General features: G+C 54.5%; 17 protein-coding genes. 11 read left to right on the top strand and 6 right to left on the bottom strand.

The window, feature by feature from the left end; genetic code table 11:
* Nucleotides 1-18: 18 nt before the first annotated feature.
* A complete protein-coding gene (glgA, locus tag GS620_RS06845; protein ID WP_171614816.1) occupies nt 19-1,464 on the bottom strand; it encodes a glycogen synthase GlgA in 1,446 nt (481 codons plus the stop codon).
* Entirely contained in the window at nt 1,461-2,720 is a 1,260-nt protein-coding gene (gene glgC, locus GS620_RS06840) for a glucose-1-phosphate adenylyltransferase (RefSeq protein ID WP_171614814.1), read from the bottom strand. Before glgC ends, glgA begins: the two co-directional genes overlap by 4 nt.
* 205 nt (nt 2,721-2,925) lie before the next feature.
* Here glgC and GS620_RS06835 point away from each other — a divergent pair, with 205 nt between their 5' ends.
* The 10 genes from GS620_RS06835 to GS620_RS06790 all read left to right on the top strand — a co-directional run bounded on the left by GS620_RS06835 (nt 2,926) and on the right by GS620_RS06790 (nt 14,467).
* Nucleotides 2,926-4,134, top strand: coding sequence for an ROK family transcriptional regulator (locus tag GS620_RS06835; RefSeq protein WP_253283820.1), 1,209 nt, complete (start codon nt 2,926-2,928; stop codon nt 4,132-4,134).
* Entirely contained in the window at nt 4,131-5,057 is a 927-nt protein-coding gene (locus GS620_RS06830; RefSeq protein WP_171614812.1) for a carbohydrate kinase, read from the top strand. Before GS620_RS06835 ends, GS620_RS06830 begins: the two co-directional genes overlap by 4 nt.
* A gap of 102 nt (nt 5,058-5,159) precedes the next feature.
* Nucleotides 5,160-6,767: a glucose-6-phosphate isomerase gene (gene pgi, locus GS620_RS06825; protein ID WP_171614810.1), complete on the top strand. Its 1,608-nt coding sequence runs from the start codon at nt 5,160-5,162 to the stop codon at nt 6,765-6,767.
* A gap of 171 nt (nt 6,768-6,938) precedes the next feature.
* Nucleotides 6,939-7,970: a LacI family DNA-binding transcriptional regulator gene (locus GS620_RS06820; RefSeq protein WP_171331176.1), complete on the top strand. Its 1,032-nt coding sequence runs from the start codon at nt 6,939-6,941 to the stop codon at nt 7,968-7,970.
* A gap of 115 nt (nt 7,971-8,085) precedes the next feature.
* Nucleotides 8,086-9,393 carry a sugar ABC transporter substrate-binding protein gene (locus GS620_RS06815; protein ID WP_171117853.1) on the top strand — a complete coding sequence of 436 codons (1,308 nt, stop codon included), beginning with the start codon at nt 8,086-8,088 and terminating at the stop codon, nt 9,391-9,393.
* A 116-nt stretch (nt 9,394-9,509) separates the two neighbouring features.
* Nucleotides 9,510-10,376, top strand: a complete 867-nt coding sequence (locus tag GS620_RS06810) for a carbohydrate ABC transporter permease (protein WP_171117851.1) — start codon at nt 9,510-9,512, stop codon at nt 10,374-10,376.
* A gap of 10 nt (nt 10,377-10,386) precedes the next feature.
* Complete coding sequence (locus tag GS620_RS06805) at nt 10,387-11,217, top strand: carbohydrate ABC transporter permease (protein WP_171614808.1); 831 nt, start codon at nt 10,387-10,389, stop codon at nt 11,215-11,217.
* A 12-nt stretch (nt 11,218-11,229) separates the two neighbouring features.
* Nucleotides 11,230-12,234, top strand: coding sequence for an ABC transporter ATP-binding protein (locus GS620_RS06800; RefSeq protein ID WP_171117847.1), 1,005 nt, complete (start codon nt 11,230-11,232; stop codon nt 12,232-12,234).
* Nucleotides 12,231-13,004 carry an L-iditol 2-dehydrogenase gene (locus tag GS620_RS06795; protein ID WP_305849002.1) on the top strand — a complete coding sequence of 258 codons (774 nt, stop codon included), beginning with the start codon at nt 12,231-12,233 and terminating at the stop codon, nt 13,002-13,004. The genes GS620_RS06800 and GS620_RS06795 overlap by 4 nt, the downstream gene beginning before the upstream one ends.
* Nucleotides 12,992-14,467 carry a mannitol dehydrogenase family protein gene (locus GS620_RS06790; RefSeq protein ID WP_171117843.1) on the top strand — a complete coding sequence of 492 codons (1,476 nt, stop codon included), beginning with the start codon at nt 12,992-12,994 and terminating at the stop codon, nt 14,465-14,467. Before GS620_RS06795 ends, GS620_RS06790 begins: the two co-directional genes overlap by 13 nt.
* 6 nt (nt 14,468-14,473) lie before the next feature.
* Here GS620_RS06790 and GS620_RS06785 read toward each other — a convergent pair whose 3' ends face one another.
* Nucleotides 14,474-16,042, bottom strand: a complete 1,569-nt coding sequence (locus GS620_RS06785; RefSeq protein ID WP_171614806.1) for a Ppx/GppA phosphatase family protein — start codon at nt 16,040-16,042, stop codon at nt 14,474-14,476.
* Nucleotides 16,043-16,304: 262 nt separating this feature from the next.
* Between GS620_RS06785 and GS620_RS06780 the strand changes: the two genes are divergently transcribed.
* Nucleotides 16,305-16,586 carry a hypothetical protein gene (locus tag GS620_RS06780; protein ID WP_371809777.1) on the top strand — a complete coding sequence of 94 codons (282 nt, stop codon included), beginning with the start codon at nt 16,305-16,307 and terminating at the stop codon, nt 16,584-16,586.
* Here the strand turns inward: GS620_RS06780 and GS620_RS06775 are convergent.
* Genes GS620_RS06775 through GS620_RS06765 form a run of 3 tightly spaced genes read right to left on the bottom strand, consistent with a single transcriptional unit; the run spans nt 16,573 to nt 18,880 of the window.
* Nucleotides 16,573-17,703, bottom strand: coding sequence for a cytochrome-c peroxidase (locus GS620_RS06775; RefSeq protein ID WP_171172472.1), 1,131 nt, complete (start codon nt 17,701-17,703; stop codon nt 16,573-16,575). The genes GS620_RS06780 and GS620_RS06775 overlap by 14 nt on opposite strands.
* Nucleotides 17,700-18,077 carry a hypothetical protein gene (locus GS620_RS06770; protein ID WP_171207044.1) on the bottom strand — a complete coding sequence of 126 codons (378 nt, stop codon included), beginning with the start codon at nt 18,075-18,077 and terminating at the stop codon, nt 17,700-17,702. The genes GS620_RS06775 and GS620_RS06770 overlap by 4 nt, the downstream gene beginning before the upstream one ends.
* Nucleotides 18,074-18,880, bottom strand: coding sequence for an amidohydrolase family protein (locus GS620_RS06765; RefSeq protein WP_171614804.1), 807 nt, complete (start codon nt 18,878-18,880; stop codon nt 18,074-18,076). Before GS620_RS06765 ends, GS620_RS06770 begins: the two co-directional genes overlap by 4 nt.
* Nucleotides 18,881-18,898: the final 18 nt, after the last annotated feature.

The raw sequence follows: 18,898 nt of genomic DNA, 5'->3' as shown, positions 1-18,898 counted from the left end.
GTTGTCCTGCATGCCGGTTTAATTCTCCTGTAGCGACTTGTAGGCATCAGCCATGCGCTGTGCCGAACGGTCCCACCCGACCGGGTGTTTCATTGCGTTGCGCTGTGTTTTCTGCCAAGCCTTTTTATCTTCGTACAATTCCATCGCACGGAACAAAGCCTCTTTTAGATTTTCCGCACTGACGGGCCCGAACTGAAAACCTGTTGCACAGTCGGCGACAAGCGCTGCTGCATTCGCGTCAATAACCGTGTCTGCCAGACCACCCGTGCGCGACACAACTGGCAGCGTGCCATAGCGCATCGCGCACAGTTGGGTCAGCCCACAAGGTTCAAAACGTGAGGGCACCAAGGTGGCATCTGCCCCGGCTTGGATCAAATGCGCGAGGTCTTCGTCAAAGCCGATTTCAACACCAACGCGATCCGGATATCGCTTGGCCAGATCACGAAACCCATTTTCCAGCGCTGGATCGCCCGAGCCAAGCAGTACGAAGGAAGCCCCCTGATCCAGAATGGAGGGCAAGGCTTCCAATGCCAGATCAAGTCCCTTCTGCCCAGACAGTCGGCTGATGACTGAGAATAATGGCCCCGATCCACCGACCTCCAGGCCAAAACGTCGGAGCAATGCCTGTTTGTTTTCGGACTTTCTTGCCAAAGTGCGACTGGAGTAGGGTTGCGCTATCGCAGGGTCGTTGGCGGGATCCCATGCCTGAGTATCGATCCCGTTGAGTATGCCCGACAAGTCGGCATTGCGCGCATTCAGCACACCTTCCAGCCCCATGCCAAACTCCGGCGTAAGCAACTCGCGTGCATAGGTTGGGCTGACAGTTGTTATCTGATCTGCCGCCATCAGCCCCCCTTTGAGAAAACTGATCTGCCCGTAGTACTCAAAACCACTCTGCGTAAATTCCGCCGGATCAAGGCTCAGCGCACCCATCGTCGTTGCGGGGAAATTCCCCTGAAAGGCGATATTGTGGATGGTCAGGATACAAGGCGGTGTCGTGCCTGCACTCGCACCTGCGTAAACAGGTGTAAGGCCAGCCTGCCAGTCATGTGCATGTAGCACGTCTGGCCGCCATCCGTCGATGCCAGCGCGCCCGATTTCTGCACCCAGCCAACTGAGCAGGCCAAACCGCAAATGGTTGTCTTTCCAGTCCAAGCCCGCTTCGTTCAGGTATATTTGGCCAGGTCGGTCATACAGGTGCGGTGCATCCACCAATAGCAAACTGACGCCGCTGGCTTTCTTGGCGAGCACCCGCACGGGCCCACCAAAAGCCGCACCCAAATTCATAACTTCCCTGGCTCCCTTCGCCAGATGCGCGATTTGGCGGTACAGCGGCAGCAGAACGCGGCATTCAACATCGAAATCGCCCATAACCCGGGCGAGCGCGCCCACCACGTCGGCCAGTCCTCCGGTTTTGACAAAGGGTGCGCATTCAGAAGCGATTGAGAGTTGCTTGAGGGTCATAGGTCCAGTTTGTCGATCATGGGTTGAGTGATCAGGCATACGCCATTTTCCGTTCGACGGAAGCGCGCCGCATCTTTTTCGGGGTCTTCTCCGACAACAAGCCCCTCAGGGATGCGAACCGAACGGTCAATCACGACATTCTTGAGCCGCGCTCCGCGCCCGATATCGACGTTGGGTAAAGCCACCACACCGTTGAGTTCAGAATAGGAGTTTGCGCGCACACCGGTGTGCAACAGACATTGGTTCAACTGCGCCCCGGAGATGATGCATCCGCCAGCCACCATCGAAGATACGGCAAGGCCGCGGCGATCTTTTTCGTCATGTATGAATTTTGCCGGTGGCGTCAATTCGGAATACGTCCAGATCGGCCAGGACTGATCATAGAGGTCGAGTTCAGGTTGAAAGTCGGTCAGGTCAATATTGGCCTGCCAAAATGCATCAACTGTTCCGACATCACGCCAATATGGCTTTTGCTCTAAAGAACTGGTCACGCAGGACCGGCTGAAAGGATGCGCATACGCGTTTCCCTTTGCCACCAGCGCTGGAATGATGTCCTTCCCGAAATCATGCTCGGACGCTTCGGAAAGAGCATCTTCGCGCAGCAACTCGATAAGGTAGTCAGTTTTGAAGACATAGATACCCATGCTGGCCAATGACTGGGATTTGTCACTCGGCATGTGCGGTGGATCTTCGGGCTTTTCGACAAACTCCAGAATTCGATCGCTGTCATCCACGGCCATAACGCCAAATGCGCTGGCCTCGTGACGGGGCACTTCAATGCACCCTACGGTGACATCTGCTCCGGTTTCGACATGCTGTTTCAGCAACAGCGAGTAATCCTGTTTGTAAATATGGTCACCTGCAAGAATAAGTATGTATTTGGGCGCATAACCCTCGATAATATCGATGTTTTGCGTAACGGCGTCGGCAGTTCCCAGATACCAGTGGCGTTCGTTGACACGCTGGGATGCCGGAAGAATGTCAAGTGACTCATTTCGCTCGGCGCGGAAAAAGCTCCAACCGCGCTGCAAGTGCCGGATCAGACTATGTGCCTTGTACTGCGTCGCGACCCCGATGCGGCGAATGCCGGAATTCACGGCGTTGGATAAAGCAAAATCGATAATGCGTGTCTTCCCGCCAAAATAGACTGCGGGCTTGGCGCGAATGTCGGTCAGTTCCTTCAGGCGACTGCCCCGCCCTCCTGCGAGGACAAAAGCCATCGTTTCCCGAGCAAGTCGATGCGTGGAGATAGTCATTCCAGAGTGCTCCTTTGCTGACGCCGAATCGCCGCCATGAGTGAGTCGATGTGGTGATAATTGCATGCCGAAACCAATTCGTTCAGTCAATAACTAAATCACAGTGATTTAATTATTGACACATCCCACGGAGTCAGCCAGTTTGGCAAAAAACGCTCTGCCCGGCACTGTTTATGGGAACCTAATGGAATACGACCCAAGAGTTATGAATGAATTCGTCGAAACAGACGTCGCAGCGCGAGGGTCCAATCAAAGCGGCATGCGCGTCTACAACGAGCGCCTGGTTCTGTCGCTGGTTCGCCAAGCTGGCGCGATGGCCAAGGCGGAGATTGCCCGCAAGACTGGGCTTTCCGCGCAGGCCGTATCAGTCATCACCCGGTCACTTGAGGCAGATGGGCTGCTGGAACGCCACGCGCCGGTTCGCGGCAAGATCGGGCAACCTTCCGTACCTCTTAGCCTTGCAAAAGATGGGGCGTTTTTTCTCGGCTTGAAAATTGGCCGCCGCAGCCTTGAACTGGTTCTGACCGATTTCCTGGGCAAAGTGAGGGAGAGGGTGTGCGTAAACCACGCCTATCCGACACCCGATGGCGCGGTGACATTCGCAAGAAACGAGATTGAGCGGCTGTTAAGTCGGATGCCGGCGGATCACCAGAAACGTGTAGGTGGCCTAGGTATTGCGCTGCCGTTTCAGCTTTGGGACTGGGCGGGAACATTGGGTGTTGAGCCTTCGAAGATGGATGGTTGGCGCAATCGGAACATCGCTGTAGAAATTGGCGAATTATTTGAATTTCCCGTGTATTTGCGCAACGACGCGTCAGCTGCATGCGGCGCGGAACTGGTGTTCGGTGATGCCGGTAAACCCCGAGATTTCCTGTACTTCTTCATCGGCTTCTTTATTGGCGGCGGGCTGGTTCTCGACAACACGCTTTATACAGGATCAACGGGGAACGCCGCAGCTTTGGGGTCACTTTATGTGCCGGCATCAGATGGGCGTTTGCGTCAACTCGTCGAGATCGCCTCATTGGCGACATTGGAGAACGCTGTAATTGCCGAAGGACATGCGGCAGCAATGCCCTGGAATTCTCCGGTAGACTGGAGATTGCCGGAAAACACGTTAGCGACATGGCTTGCTGATGCAGCACAGGGGATCGGCCATGCGATCCTGTCATCCGTTAGCGTGATCGACGTGAACCACGTTCTGATTGATGGGTGGATGCCTGACTCGGTGCGCTCTGAACTGGTCAATCGCGTGCGATCGTATGTGTCCCGGCACTCCGCTGCAGGCATCCATATCCCGAATGTTCTGGAAGGTTCGATTGGGCCGGACGCGCGCTCACTCGGCGCGGCGAGTCTGCCTTTGTCCGAGCGCTTCCTTGTGGAACGCAAAGCATTTCTGAAAGGTTCGACCTCATGATCCTGTGCTGTGGTGAAGCTCTTATCGACATGATTCCAACTCCAAGCAATGCTGGCTCGGATGGTTTTGTGCCACATTCGGGTGGCGCGGTTTTCAACACGGCGATAGCCTTGGGGCGGCTCGGGGTGCAAACGGGGATGTTGACCGGGTTGTCCAGCGATATGTTCGGGCAGCAGCTTTCCGAAGCACTAAAAGCCAGCCATGTCGACACTTCTCATGTGATTACTTCGGAGCGCCCGACCACACTGGCATTTGTACGCTTGCAGGATGGGCATGCAACCTACGATTTCTATGACGAAAACACTGCTGGACGTATGCTAACGCCTCAGGATCTGCCGGACCTGTCCCCCGAAGTTTCGGCACTCTATTTTGGAGGGATCAGTTTGGCCTGTGAACCCGGTGCGAACGCTTATGCAGCATTGCTCGAACGAGAAGGCAAGAATCGCGCTGTTATGCTCGACCCGAATATCCGTCCACAGTTTATTCAGGACATACAGTCCTACCGGGGGCGATTGAACCGGATGATGAGTGCCGCAGACATCTTAAAAGTCTCGGACGAGGATCTGAACTGGATTGTCCCATCGCCGCTGTCGCTGAACAAAAAGGTCGAGCTGGTTATAGAGATGGGCCCGAGTGCTGTCATCCTCACGCGCGGCGGCGAAGGGGCAACAGGGTTTCTGGCTGACGGGACTGAGGTCACTGTACCCGCGCGCCGTGTTGAAATCTGCGACACTGTCGGCGCGGGTGATACGTTCAATGCAGGCTTTCTGGCAAAACTGTCGGAATTGGGTGCTCTCCAGAAAACTAACCTTAGAGGCGTACCGTTAGAAACTGTCGAGCAGGCACTGGAGCATGGAGCAAAAGTCGCCGCCGTTACGGTTTCCCGAGCTGGCGCCAACCCACCCTGGGCAAACGAGCTGTGATCTTTGTCGGCGTTTTTTTTGAGGCGCGATGTTAGCGCTATCTGCGCATCGAAACACAAGATGCCGGCATAAGACCAAGGACATAGAAGCGGAAGAAGACACATGACTAACTGCTGGAGCAAACTTAAAGAGAATTTTTCGTCTGCGAAGGATCGAAGCATAAATTCGCTGTTTGACGACACGACCCGAATGGATCATTTCTCAGCGGAAACGGATCAGTTTCTGCTAGATTTTTCCAAAACCAATATCGATCACGAAGCCTTGGCGTTGCTGATCAGATTGGCCGAAGACACTGAAGTTGCCGCCAAGCGCGAGGCCATGTTTGCAGGACAAAAGATTAACAAGACTGAAGATCGGGCGGTCCTGCATACCGCTTTGCGTGCAAGCAACACTGTACCGTTAACCGTTGATGGAAAAGACGTGCGACCTGGTATCGAAGTTACGCTGTCCAGGATGGAAAGCTTTTGCCGAGCCGTCCAATCCGGCACAATTTTGGCGTCAGGCGGCGAACGGTTCACAGATGTAGTCAACATTGGAATTGGCGGCTCCGATCTTGGCCCCGCCATGGCGACACGAGCGCTGGCCCCGTATCATATTGGACCACGATGCCATTTCATTTCCAATGTCGATGGCGCAGATTTGACAGACACCCTTTGCGGTCTGGATCCACGACGTACGCTGGTGATCATTGCTTCGAAAACCTTCACCACCATTGAAACCATGACCAATGCCAAATCTGCCCTCAGATGGTTGAAAGCCGGTGTTGGTGAAGCTGTCGCAGACCACTTGGCCGCCGTTTCCACCAGTCTCGAACGCACAGCGGAAATGGGAATCCATCCCACGCGAGTTTTTGGTTTCGCAGACTGGGTAGGCGGTAGGTATTCGCTCTGGGGGCCAGTTGGCCTACCGATAATGATGGCGATTGGCCCCAAGAACTTCCGCGAGTTTCTTGCGGGCGGTCTTGCAATGGACACACATTTTCAAACCGCACCATTCGCGCGCAACCTTCCAGTCCTTCTGGGGTTGGTAGGAATTTGGCACCGAAACATATGCCAGTATTCTTCCAGAGCCATTCTGCCCTATGATGAACGCTTAGGCCGCTTGCCTGCATATCTTCAGCAATTGGATATGGAAAGTAACGGCAAACGGGTAACGTTAGACGGCAAAGAACTGAGCCATGCATCTGGCCCGGTCGTCTGGGGCGAACCGGGAACCAACGGGCAGCACGCGTTTTTCCAACTCTTGCATCAAGGAACCGAAGTTGCTCCTGCTGAATTCCTGATCGCGGCCAAAGGGCATGAACCCGCTTTGCAAGAACATCATGACCTTCTCAAAGCGAATTGTCTTGCACAATCCGAGGCACTTATGCTGGGTCGCACCTATGATCAGGCGTTAGCGATTGCCCGAAATTTGGGCTACGACGGCTCCGAACTTCAAACCCAGGCGACTCAAAGGGTTTTTCCAGGAAGCCGGCCTTCGATCACACTTGCATTCCCCAAACTGACCCCTTTCGTCTTGGGGCAGATCATTGCTCTGTACGAACATCGCGTGTTTGTCGAAGGTGCGATCTGGAATATCAACTCTTTTGATCAATGGGGCGTCGAGCTTGGCAAAGAACTTGCCAATATGCTCTTACCAATGGTTAAAGGTGCGGCACCAAATGGAAAAGATGCATCGACCTGCAGGTTGCTGAAAAAGCTGGCCGTCTGAACGAAAATTTTTCCAACGCGATCTCAGCATCTACGATCAAACACGCCCCGTATCCGATTCAAACCCAGACTGACGAGCAAATGAAGGTCGGGCGCTTGACAATCCCAAGTTTGCATCCCTAAATTTGACAATAATTGACGCGCGCAATATTTTAAATTGGTGTGGGGAAATATGGCACAACGCAGAATTCGCAATATGGAAGAATTTGCCGCAGTCAGCGGAATTTCCCGCCCGACTGTATCGAAATACTTCAACGATCCGGATAGCGTCCGCGCGACCACACGGAAGAAAATCGAGACCGCGTTAGAGGAACACGATTATCACCCGAATGTGTTCGCAATGAACCAGAACCGGCGCAGAACCAAGAACATTGGCGTTGTCGTGCCAAATCTGGCTGACCCGTTTTTCTCGGAGATCGCGCGTCGGGTTGAACTTGCCTGTATCGAGGCGGGATATAGCCCTATCCTGCTTAGCTCGCATGGCAACCCAGAGATGGAACGCGACAACCTCACGTCACTCCGGTCTTTGAAAGCTGCCGGCGTTCTACTTGCGCCATTCGGGCGCCTCTCAGAAAAAGATCTGGTCAAAACGTTTGAAGCAGATTTTCCGCTGGTGCTTTTTGACGCGAACATCAGTGGCGTCGGTCAAGCGTTCGTTGGCACCAACAACACCCAAAGCATCGATTTGATGGTTGAATACCTGTGTCGAAGCGGCGAGCCACCATGTTTCTTTGAAATGAAATTTCCAACCAATCCAAATGCCAAAAAGCGCCGTACGGCGTATATCGAAAGTATGGAACGGCACGGGCATGAGCCGCATATCTTTCAAGCCAATGGAAAAGGGTGGAATTTTGAAGAAATCGGTCGAGACGAAGGAGGTCGGTTGCTGGCTGAGAACGTGTTTCCCACCAACACTGTATTGTGCAGCAATGATCGCCTAGCCATAGGCATGTTATCTGCCGCCTATGGTCTTGGGATGCGCGTCGGTCAGACCGCTGGTTGCCACATCAGGATAGCCGGTCATGACGACCATCCATTTTCAAAATTCACTTGCCCTCCTTTGACGACAATCGCGCAGGACTACGAAGCAATTGCGAATCGAGCAGTACATACATTGTTTGGAGTACTCGAGACGGAAGAAAACCTGCGCGATCGGCAGGAAACACTCTTTGAAGGTCGTTTGATTATGCGAGACTCCGCCTAAGCTATTAAAAACGCGCCCGCTTTATAGTTTCTTTACGCGCGTTAATTTTTAATTGACTTCGCGTCATTATATTGGCTAGAGTGCTATCCATCATCCAACGAGGAGGAAATTTGGGATGTCATTCAAGCAAACACTTTGCGCAGCGACAGCCATGACGCTCGTCACCGCGGGCGGCGCCTTGGCAGAAAACCTTGTCATCGCGACCGTGAACAACGGAGATATGATCCGTATGCAGGGGTTGACCCAGGACTTTACCGACAAGACCGGCCACACGGTTGAATGGGTAACTCTGGAAGAAAACGTACTGCGTCAGCGTGTCACCACTGATATCGCCGCCAAGGGCGGATCCTTCGACATCATGACAATCGGCATGTACGAAACACCGATCTGGGGCGCGAACGGCTGGCTGGTTCCGCTCGACGACCTGTCGGCAGAATATGATGCGGACGACATCCTTCCCGCCATGCGCGCCGGTCTGAGCCACGATGGCACGCTGTATGCCGCGCCGTTTTATGGCGAAAGCTCGATGATCATGTACCGCACGGACCTGATGGAAAAGGCCGGACTGGAAATGCCCGAAGCGCCAACCTGGCAGTTCATCCGCGAAGCAGCGGCGGCCATGACCGACCGCGATAATGACATCAACGGCATCTGTCTGCGTGGCAAGGCCGGTTGGGGCGAAGGCGGGGCCTTTATCACCGTGACCGGCAACTCTTTCGGAGCCCGCTGGTTTGATGAAGACTGGAATGCTCAATTTGATCAGCCGGAATGGGCCGAGGCGCTTAACTTCTTTGTGGGAATGATGGAAGAATCCGGTCCGACGGGCTACGCGACCAACGGCTTCAACGAAAACCTGAACTTGTTCCAGCAGGGCAAATGCGGCATGTGGATTGACGCAACCGTTGCCGCATCCTTCGTGACCAACCCCAACGACTCGACGGTCGCTGACAAGGTCGGTTTCGCCCTCGCCCCAAATAGCGAAGGCGTTGACAAGAAAGCCAACTGGCTGTGGGCATGGGCTCTGGCTGTTCCCGCCGGTACACAAAAAGAAGAAGCCGCGAAAGAGTTCATCGAGTGGGCCACCTCGAAAGACTACATTGAGCTCGTCGCTGAGAATGAAGGTTGGGCCAATGTACCCCCGGGTGCGCGTACTTCGCTGTACGAAAACCCGAACTACAAGGAAGTCCCCTTTGCTCAGATGACGCTGGACTCGATTCTTGCAGCGGATCCGACAAACCCAACTGTGAAGCCGGTTCCATATGTAGGTGTCCAGTTCGTTGCAATTCCTGAATTCGCTGGCATCGCAACCGAAGTCAGCCAGGAGTTCTCGGCAGTCTATGCCGGTCAGCAGACCGTGGAAGAAGCGCTTGCCAAGGCCCAGGCTCTGACCAACGACGCTATGGAAGCCGCAGGCTACCGCTAAGCGCTCCCCGCCCGGGGGTGCACTTTCTCCCCTGTACCCTCGGGCCCCATTTTTCTCTTTTAACCGCAGCTCCGTTTAAGATGGCCTTATGGCGATCAACAGAGGAGGTATGCCCCATGGCAACCCAACATTCTCGATCAGCGGCTCGCTTCATGATGGCACCAGCGGTCATCTTGCTCCTCGGATGGATGCTCGTGCCGCTGATCATGACCCTGATGTTCTCATTCAAGAAATACCTTCCGCTACGTGGTGGAGACCTTGGATGGGTTGGTTTCGAAAACTACGTCCGATTCGTAACTTCTAGCGCGTTTTGGCCTGCAGTAGGCGCCACGCTGGCCATTGTCGGCGGCGTTCTTCTGATAACGGTCGTCCTCGGTGTTTTGCTGGCTATCCTGCTGAACCAGCCGATGTGGGGGCAAGGTGTCGTCCGCATCCTCGTGATCGCACCTTTCTTTGTCATGCCGACCGTGTCAGCTCTGGTCTGGAAAAACATGTTCATGGACCCGGTGAATGGATTGTTCGCCCATCTGTGGCGCTTTTTCGGAGCCGAGCCGATCTCATGGCTGTCCGAGGCTTCCCTGCCTTCGATTGTCATGATCGTATCCTGGCAATGGCTACCCTTCGCCACGCTGATCCTGCTGACCGCAATCCAGTCGCTGGACGGTGAGCAGTTGGAAGCCGCCGAAATGGATGGTGCGCCACCATTGAAGCGTTTTGGTTACATCACCCTTCCGCATCTCAGCCGGGCTATCACGATCGTGATCCTGATCCAGACAATCTTCCTTCTGGCGATCTTCGCGGAAATCTTTGTCACAACCGGAGGTGCATTTGGCACCCGTACACTGACCTACCTGATCTTCCAGCGTGTACTTGAAAGTCAGAACGTAGGCCTCGGGTCCGCCGGTGGTGTCTATGCAATCATTCTCGCCAATATCGTTGCGATCTTCTTGATGCGCATCGTCGGCAAGAACCTGGACGCGTGAGGAGGAAAAAATGGCCCGCGCAGTTACTCAACAACGTAAAATCATCAACACCACCGCCGCTTGGGGCATTGGTCTGCTGATCTTTTTCCCAATCCTCTGGACCGTCTTGACCAGCTTCAAGACTGAGGCTACGGCGATTGCCGACCCTCCGGTGTTTCTGGCCTTTGATTGGACGCTCGAGAACTATTCAGTTGTGATGGAACGGTCGAACTACGCCCGGTTCCTTTGGAACTCGATCATAATCGCCGGTGGCTCGACAATTCTGGGCATCATCGTCGCGGTGCCTGCGGCCTGGTCGATGGCGTTCGTACCTTCCAAGCGCACTAAGGACATTCTGCTGTGGATGCTGTCAACCAAGATGCTTCCAGCGGTGGGCGTCCTGTACCCCATCTATCTGATTTGCATCAAGCTTGGCATCCTCGACAGCCGGGGCGCGCTGGTGATCATCCTCATGCTGATGAATCTGCCGATCATCGTTTGGATGCTGTATACCTACTTTAGGGAAATCCCCGGTGAGATCCTGGAAGCTGCACGAATGGACGGGGCGACGTTGAAAGAGGAAATCCTCTACGTCCTCACTCCTATGGCGGTTCCCGGCATTGCTTCGACCTTGCTGCTAAACTTCATTCTGGCCTGGAACGAAGCGTTCTGGACACTGAACCTGACGGCAGCCAATGCAGCACCGCTGACGGCCTTCATTGCCAGCTATTCCAGCCCCGAAGGCCTGTTTTTCGCTAAGCTCAGCGCAGCTTCCACTATGGCCATTGCGCCAATCCTCATTCTTGGCTGGTTCAGCCAGAAACAACTTGTCAGCGGCTTGACCTTCGGCGCCGTCAAATAAGGAACTTGACCAATGGGACAAATTAAACTCAACCAAGTGACTAAAAGTTTCGGAGATGTTCAAGTCATTCCGCCTCTGGACCTCACGATTGAAGATGGCGAGTTCACGGTATTTGTCGGGCCTTCGGGCTGCGGTAAGTCTACGCTGCTGCGCCTGATTGCCGGGCTCGAGGACATCACGTCTGGTCACATCGAAATCGACGGATCGGATGCAACCGATGTACCTCCGGCTAAGCGCGGTCTGGCAATGGTCTTCCAATCCTATGCCCTGTATCCGCACATGTCTGTACGTAAGAACATCGCGTTCCCGATGAAAATGGCTGGGATCGATGAAGACGAGCAAAAACGCCGCATCGAAGGTGCCGCCAAGGCGCTGAACCTCACAGACTATCTGGACCGGCGTCCGGGCCAGTTGTCTGGCGGTCAGCGTCAGCGTGTCGCCATCGGCCGCGCCATTGTGCGGGAACCGGCAGCGTTCCTTTTCGACGAGCCGTTGTCCAATCTCGACGCGGCCCTGCGCGTTGGTATGCGGCTGGAAATCAGTGAACTGCACGAACGGCTCAAGACCACGATGATCTATGTTACGCACGATCAGGTCGAGGCCATGACCATGGCGGACAAGATCGTTGTCCTGCGTGCCGGTGTAATTGAACAGGTGGGTTCTCCACTGGAGCTCTATCACAACCCGCGCAACGAATTTGTCGCAGGGTTTATCGGATCTCCGAAGATGAACCTGATCGGTGGGGCCGAGGCCAATAAACACAGGGCAACCACCATTGGCATCCGCCCCGAGCACACGGATGTCAGCATGACGGAAGGGACTTGGAAAGGTGTTGTCGGTGTGGCCGAACACCTTGGTTCGGACACCTTCATTCACGTTCATGACACGGGTCTTGCCGACATGGTCACCGTGCGAATTACCGGGGATATACAGGCCAAGCACGGCGACACGATCTTTCTGACTCCGCAAATGGACAAGCTGCACAAGTTCGACGCTCAGGGTCTGAGGATTGTCTGATGCAACTGGCTGGAAAAACAGCCTTGATTACTGGTGCTGCCCGAGGGATCGGGCGGGCCTTTGCGGAGGCCTATGTTAACGAGGGCGCGCGGGTTGCCATCGCAGATATCAATATCGATGGCGCCCGCGAATGCGCTGCCGCGTTGGGCGAAAGTGCTATCGGAGTTGCCTTGGATGTGACCAACCAGGCCAGCATAGGTAGAGCAGTAGCGCTTACGGTGGCAGAGTTCGGTCACATCGACATTCTGGTTAACAACGCCGCGCTTTTTACCGCCGCTCCTATTGTCGAAATCGAGCGCGATGATTACCAGCGCGTCTTTGACATCAATGTGGCAGGAACGCTGTTCACGATGCAGGCTGTGGCCGGCCACATGATCAAGCGTGGACGAGGCGGCAAAATCATCAACATGGCCAGTCAGGCCGGGCGGCGTGGTGAACCGCTAGTCGCTGTTTATTGCGCGTCCAAGGCGGCAGTGATCAGCCTGACTCAATCCGCCGGGCTGAACCTGATCCGGCACGGCATAAACGTGAACGCCATTTCTCCGGGTGTCGTCGATGGTGAGCATTGGGACGGCGTAGACGCTTTCTTTGCCAAGTACGAAAACAAGGCCCCGGGGCAAAAGAAACAGGAAGTCGGTGCCGCAGTGCCCTACGGGCGCATGGGCACACCGGACGATTTGACCGGCATGGCTGTGTTTCTCGCCAGTGACGCGGCGGATTACATCGTCGCCCAAACCTACAACGTGGATGGTGGACAATGGATGAGCTGATCTCCCTTTCGAATGCGACACTCGATCAACTGGCTGTTGAACGTCCACGATATGATCGCACAACCCTGCAACCGGGCATCGTGCATATCGGCGTCGGCAATTTCCACCGTGCACATCAGGCATGGTATCTGCACCGCCTGATGCAGGAGGGCAAAGCGCATGATTGGGCCATCATAGGCGCCGGCGTGCGCCCCTATGATGCCGCCATGCGCGAAAAACTTCTTGCTCAGGATTGCCTTACAACTCTGATCGAACTCGACCCGAAAAAAGTTTCGGCCGAGGTCATTGGTTCCATGATCGATTATCTGCCAATCGAGGACGGCAATGGGGCACTGATCATCACAATGGCGGAACCTGCCATTCGTATCGTCGCCATGACTGTGACAGAAAGCGGATACTACATCGATCCTGTCACCAAGGAGTTCGACTCCAACCACCCCGATATTCAGCACGACGCAGCCCACCCCGACTCACCGCGCACGGCATTTGGTGCCATGGTGGCCGCATTGAGGCTGCGACGCGACGCAAGGCGTGGAGCATTTACGGGACTGAGCTGTGACAATCTGCAAGGCAACGGTGACATCCTGCGTCAGACCGTGGTGTCTCTGGCGCGTCTGTCCGACCCTGATCTAGCCGATTGGATCGACGCAAATGCGACCTTCCCCAACTCGATGGTGGATTGTATCGCTCCTGCCACTGGCCCAAACGAGTTGGCGCTTGCCAAGGACTTCGGTATCGACGATGACGCGGTGGTTACCCACGAAGCATTCCGCCAATGGGTAATCGAAGACAACTTCTGTGCCGGACGCCCAGACTGGGACGCGGTCGGCGCAACCTTCTCCGATGACGTTCACGCATTCGAAACCATGAAGATCCGAATCCTCAATGCTGGGCACCAGGTCCTTGCCAATGTTGGCGAAGTGCTCGGGCTCAGGACGATTTCCGAATGTATGCAGCACTCTGTTATTTCGTCATTCTTCGGCAAAGTGCAGAGAACGGAAATCGCGCCCACGGTAGCCGCTGTACCGGGCAAAAGCCCGGCTGAATATATCAGCCTCATCGAAAGCCGGTTCTCCAACCCGCGGATCGTCGACACCACCCGCCGCGTTGCCTTCGATGGCTCGGCGCGCCATACTGGGTTCGTTTTGCCGATCCTTCGGGACCAATTGCAAGCCGGGCGGTCCGTTGAAGGCCTCGCGCTTGTCGAAGCTCTGTGGGCACGCATGTGCGCAGGAACGCGCGAAGATGGCAGCGTCATCGAGGCAAATGATCCGATTTGGGATCAACTGTCACAAAACGCCTTTGCCGCGGCATCAAACCCGGCTGTGTGGCTCAATCAAGGCCGGATTTACGGCGAATTGAGTGAAGCCGGACCATTTTCTGATGCATTCTCGAAATGGCTGACAATGATTTGGGCGAATGGCTGCGAAGCCGCTCTAATCGCCTACGTAGATGACGCGTGATCTGACTCAAGGGCTGGAGTCCGCCTGACCGCCCTCCTGCGTTTCGATTGATGCATCCAGACCGAAAACCTTCGCCAGCTTCGCCATACGGGCCTTTACGGCATCACTGTCGGGCACTTCCGAGGACTCTTCGATGACCAGGCGAAGGACATCCGGGTCCACAATGATCTTGGCGTGTTCGAGGATCTTCGACACGCTTGCTGAAAACCGATGACCCAAAAGCAAAGCGCCTCCAAGAAATTCTGCTTTCCTCACGGCATTGGATGTCAATGTATCCGTCGCCCTGGTGTCCAGTTTCGCTGGTTTGCCCCCGTAGCGCGCCATGACGGCAGTGGCTAGAAATGCCCGTTCCGGGTGGGTTATTCCGATAAACGGAAATTGCAGGATGCGCAAAAAGCTCTCGGCGGCGCGTACTTTCTGGTGATCGCGCCAAGCGATATCGGTTAGCGCGCATACCGCCAGCCGAACGCGACGGTTATTTGGAATCTCGGCAGGGAAGAGGTTATCCGTCCACCGTGCCAACGCTTCGGAGAAGTCGGGAACACGGGCGTCGGGAAGGCCAGTGGCCAATGCCCCTTCGATCAATGGATCACGATACTGCTCTTCCTCATCCAATTGTGCGTACAACCACCCTTCCCGAAGGCCGAGCGCAGAAAAGATAACTTTGTCGGATTTCAACCTTCGAAGTGCCCGCCACATCACCAGTGCCGAAGCCGACAAAGTCTCGACGCGCCGGCTTGGCACATCCGGAAGTTTCGCTATTTCTTCAGGTGACATTCGTGAGATCGATTTGGCTAAGTCCGAGACCTCTTCTGCAGGAAGTTCATAGGCGTGTACGACGCTGATCGGCCAGTCGTTCATCGCCATATGAATTCGCGCCAGAGCCCGCCAACCGCCACCGACTGCATAAAATGTCGAGTCCGTCAGCACAGGCGGCAAACCGTCTTTCAGAATGGCGTCGACGCGTTTTCTTGCTTCCTTGTAGCTCTGTCCCATCATTGCTCGGACCGGCAATGCGCCTAAGGGCATGCTTACTTTGCGCTCTCCCACGCGGTCGCCAAGAATTTCCGCGATTTCGAGACTTCCACCACCAATATCCCCAATCAGTCCGCGCGGTTGAAAAAAACCGGATATCACGCCGAAGGCCGCGTAGGTTGCTTCTTCATCACCTGACAGTAGTTTTGGTTCAACACCTGTCAAATCCCGAATTTTTGCGACCAATTCCGACCCATTCTTGGCCTTACGCATCGCTTCCGTTGCAAGTATGTCGACTCTGGTCACACCCATCGCTTCAGTGATTGCCTTGAAGCGCGTTATGGCATGCAAGGCACGGTCAATTGCTTCTTGTGTGAAATTACCGTCTTCATCCAGGCCTTCACCAAGTGCCGCCAGTGATTTCTCATTAAACCGGGGGAATGGCGCTCGACAAAGATCATCATAGACGACAAGCCGAATTGAATTGGAACCCACATCAATGACGGCGTAATGCTTTGATCGGCGCGCCAGAACTCTAGAGGTATCAATCTCTATTGTTCTGGGGTCGAAATGGGCTGCACCCGATGATCCGATTGACATAGTGGCGTTACTCCGCAGTCGATGGTCACGGAGATTATCACGTTCTTCAAGTCTACTTTAGGAAATTTTCTCGTACAGGGTAGCAAGTGACCGTTTGATGCATACGCTTTGTAATTCTTCCTTGGCTTTCGGCGGATGCACGCCCGGAAATCTCAAATTACCACAGAATTTGGAAACGGAGCATTGGATGGTAATAGCAAACACCACGATCGAATTAGTCAGCAGCTCATCTTGAAGCAGCAATAGTCGTGACGGCCGTAGATTGATTTTCATCAAAACACCGGGTCTTGCCGCCGTCACGGGTTCCGAGCGTGCGTGCTCAGGTAGATTCCGTGCGACTGCGCTGAAGCACTACGACATTTCACTTGGAAACGGCCTGTCCAAAGTGGACGACAAGGTTTTCCGCATAGGTCACTTGGGCGATTTCAACGACCTTATGTTGATGGCCACACTCTCAGGCGTAGAAATGGGGCTCGACAAGAGCGGCGTGCCTCATAACGCAGGCGGCACGCAGGCTGCGTTGGAGCATCTCAAGGCTGCGTGACGCTGGACAGAGACTCCAAAAACGCCACAAGATCCGCGATCTCCCGTTCCGTCAAATTCAGTTCGGAAAGTATCGACTCACCATCGGCGTGAAGCCTTTCCTTATCTAATTCGCTGTAGTGTCTTATCACAGCATCCAAGTCGATCAAACTACCGTCATGCATGTAAGGGGCAGTATCAGCCACACCCCGCAGACTGGGCGTCCGAAAGGTTCCAAAGTCAGAATGGCTCCTGCGTACTTTTCGCACCACCCAAGCACCTTGCTTTTCCGAATCGTCGTTCCAGTTTCCGCCCAGTGTGTAAGGGCTTGACAGCAAAAAGTTCAGTCCTCCGAACCGCCCTTCGTCGACTTCGGTTTCGCTCAGAAAATACGGAACGCCGGCGTCATGAAACTCATTGTTGGAAAACCTCGGGCCGTTGTGGCAAAACACGCAATTCCCGCGCCCTAAAAACAGCTGAAGACCTCGCTGCGCTGCCTCGGGGTAGTAGGCAGCCGCTGGAAAATCTCGACGCTCTAAGGCATCGCGAAAATCGTCAAACTGCGTCCGGTCGGTCACCAAAGTCTCCAAGTAAGCCGAAAGAGCTTTCGCAGTATTCACCAGAACAAGCTCTGGGCCTTGATCTTGGATGACACCAAAAATTGCTTCAAAGTCATCAGTGTAGGCACTCTCCGAGATGGCTGTCTTTAGGCTTGCGTTGGTATGCGCCATCTCTTCAGCTTCGATGATTGGATGCAAACTGGCCGCCCAAAGGTTATCGCTTTTGCCACCCCACCCATACCAGCGGAGTCCGGCCAGGTTCCGCAGTGATGGAGTGTTTCGATCTAACAATACACGGCCGAGCGTCCGCGCCTCTGGAGTTGTAAATGCCTGTTCCGGATCATGACAACTTGCGCAAGAAAATGCACCGTCGACGGACAACACCGGATCGTTGAATAAGGCCTCTCCAAGCGCGATCGCTCTGGCATTGTTCGAAACTCTATTGCTTGGGTCCGAATGGAAGGATGGTGGCCAAGGCCCAAAGGAAAGCGCTTGTTCAATTTCGTCTGCAGACAACAAGACCTCTGCACGCACTGCACCTGTCAGGGCTATTAGCGCAGCTGTAAACCACAGCTTCATTTCAGCGTAATTTCTGACGTATAGAAAATTGATTGGCCATTGATGTCGACACCAACCTGCAGCTCCCACAAACCCGGCATGTGAAACAGCATATCATCAACACGGAACGCTCCGCCGCCCAATGCGCTAACTTTGGGGGTATAGTTCATACCGTGTCGATGAGCGGGCATGATTGCATCCACACGCATGTGGCCCACGGCAGTTTCACTACAAATAGAAACCAGTACGGAAAACGGTTGAGCCAACGGAATTTCATCGACGGAAAGATAAACCTCGGGTGCGTTTTGAACTTCCGAAATCATACGTTGCCCAATTACATCACAAGCAAAAGCCGTGCTGGACCAAATCATAAAACAGACGGCGCAACGGATCATTTTGATGTCAGCAAACGTTCTGCGTTGGCAAAGGCGATGTTGTCCGCAATCTGGTCCGGCAGCAAATCCAGCCATTCACGCGAAAAATCTGCGTGGGGGCCGACATAGTACCAGCGTTCCGGCGCAAATGTATCCGTACCGACCAGAAACCGATCGGGATGGGCTTCGAACGCAGCCTTCCAATTCGGGTCGATACTGCCTCGTGAGACCATGTCTGAACGAAACGCCAGGTCGGCCCAAAGCCTGGGATACGTGTCCAGCGCGTCAACAACGCTCGCTGGATCATCAAAGCCAGAGTGCGCCCACAATACCCGAGCTTCAGGCCAGGTTTCGAAGATCAGGTCCACTGCCTCTCGATCGCCGTGGTGGTGTAGAATGAGGTTCCGCTCTTTCGCCAGTGCAATCATGCGCTGGATGACCGGCGTTTTGATGTCGTCGCCGTAAGCGTGAAACTCGCCGATGGCTTCGTAGTCGTTCTTGGCCAGGTTTTCTTCCAAATAGTCAATTACAGTTTCATCGTGCATCCATGTGTTGATTTCACCTCGACGACGGTACGGGCGCAGTGCTGGAACGACGATGTCCGGTGCCGCGGCTAACAAAAGCTGAGTGCCATTGTCATCCGAGCTGGAAACCAGTGCTTTCCGCACGCCCGCATCCCGAAGGATTTTAGCCACCTGTTCTGGTGGCACCAGTTTGACGGCGTCGTGGCTGTAATGAATATGCGCGTCAAAGATCGGGCGCTCTTGTGCGATGGCACTGCTGCAAAACAGCGCGGCACTCAAAATGCAGATTTGTTTCAGCACCACATGCCTCCTCGATAT

It is taken from the genome of Ruegeria sp. HKCCD6428, assembly GCF_013110595.1.
GTDB lineage: Bacteria > Pseudomonadota > Alphaproteobacteria > Rhodobacterales > Rhodobacteraceae > Ruegeria.
The sequence above is the reverse complement of the archived record's forward strand: the minus strand, read 5'-3'. Positions and strand labels throughout refer to the sequence as shown.

Coding starts and splice junctions, on each gene's coding strand:
- glgA (WP_171614816.1), bottom strand. CDS start 1,464: ATGACCCTCAAGCAACTCTCAATCGCTTCTGAATGCGCACCCTTTGTC.
- glgC (WP_171614814.1), bottom strand. CDS start 2,720: ATGACTATCTCCACGCATCGACTTGCTCGGGAAACGATGGCTTTTGTC.
- GS620_RS06835 (WP_253283820.1), top strand. CDS start 2,926: ATGAATGAATTCGTCGAAACAGACGTCGCAGCGCGAGGGTCCAATCAA.
- GS620_RS06830 (WP_171614812.1), top strand. CDS start 4,131: ATGATCCTGTGCTGTGGTGAAGCTCTTATCGACATGATTCCAACTCCA.
- pgi (WP_171614810.1), top strand. CDS start 5,160: ATGACTAACTGCTGGAGCAAACTTAAAGAGAATTTTTCGTCTGCGAAG.
- GS620_RS06820 (WP_171331176.1), top strand. CDS start 6,939: ATGGCACAACGCAGAATTCGCAATATGGAAGAATTTGCCGCAGTCAGC.
- GS620_RS06815 (WP_171117853.1), top strand. CDS start 8,086: ATGTCATTCAAGCAAACACTTTGCGCAGCGACAGCCATGACGCTCGTC.
- GS620_RS06810 (WP_171117851.1), top strand. CDS start 9,510: ATGGCAACCCAACATTCTCGATCAGCGGCTCGCTTCATGATGGCACCA.
- GS620_RS06805 (WP_171614808.1), top strand. CDS start 10,387: ATGGCCCGCGCAGTTACTCAACAACGTAAAATCATCAACACCACCGCC.
- GS620_RS06800 (WP_171117847.1), top strand. CDS start 11,230: ATGGGACAAATTAAACTCAACCAAGTGACTAAAAGTTTCGGAGATGTT.
- GS620_RS06790 (WP_171117843.1), top strand. CDS start 12,992: ATGGATGAGCTGATCTCCCTTTCGAATGCGACACTCGATCAACTGGCT.
- GS620_RS06785 (WP_171614806.1), bottom strand. CDS start 16,042: ATGTCAATCGGATCATCGGGTGCAGCCCATTTCGACCCCAGAACAATA.
- GS620_RS06775 (WP_171172472.1), bottom strand. CDS start 17,703: ATGAAGCTGTGGTTTACAGCTGCGCTAATAGCCCTGACAGGTGCAGTG.
- GS620_RS06770 (WP_171207044.1), bottom strand. CDS start 18,077: ATGATCCGTTGCGCCGTCTGTTTTATGATTTGGTCCAGCACGGCTTTT.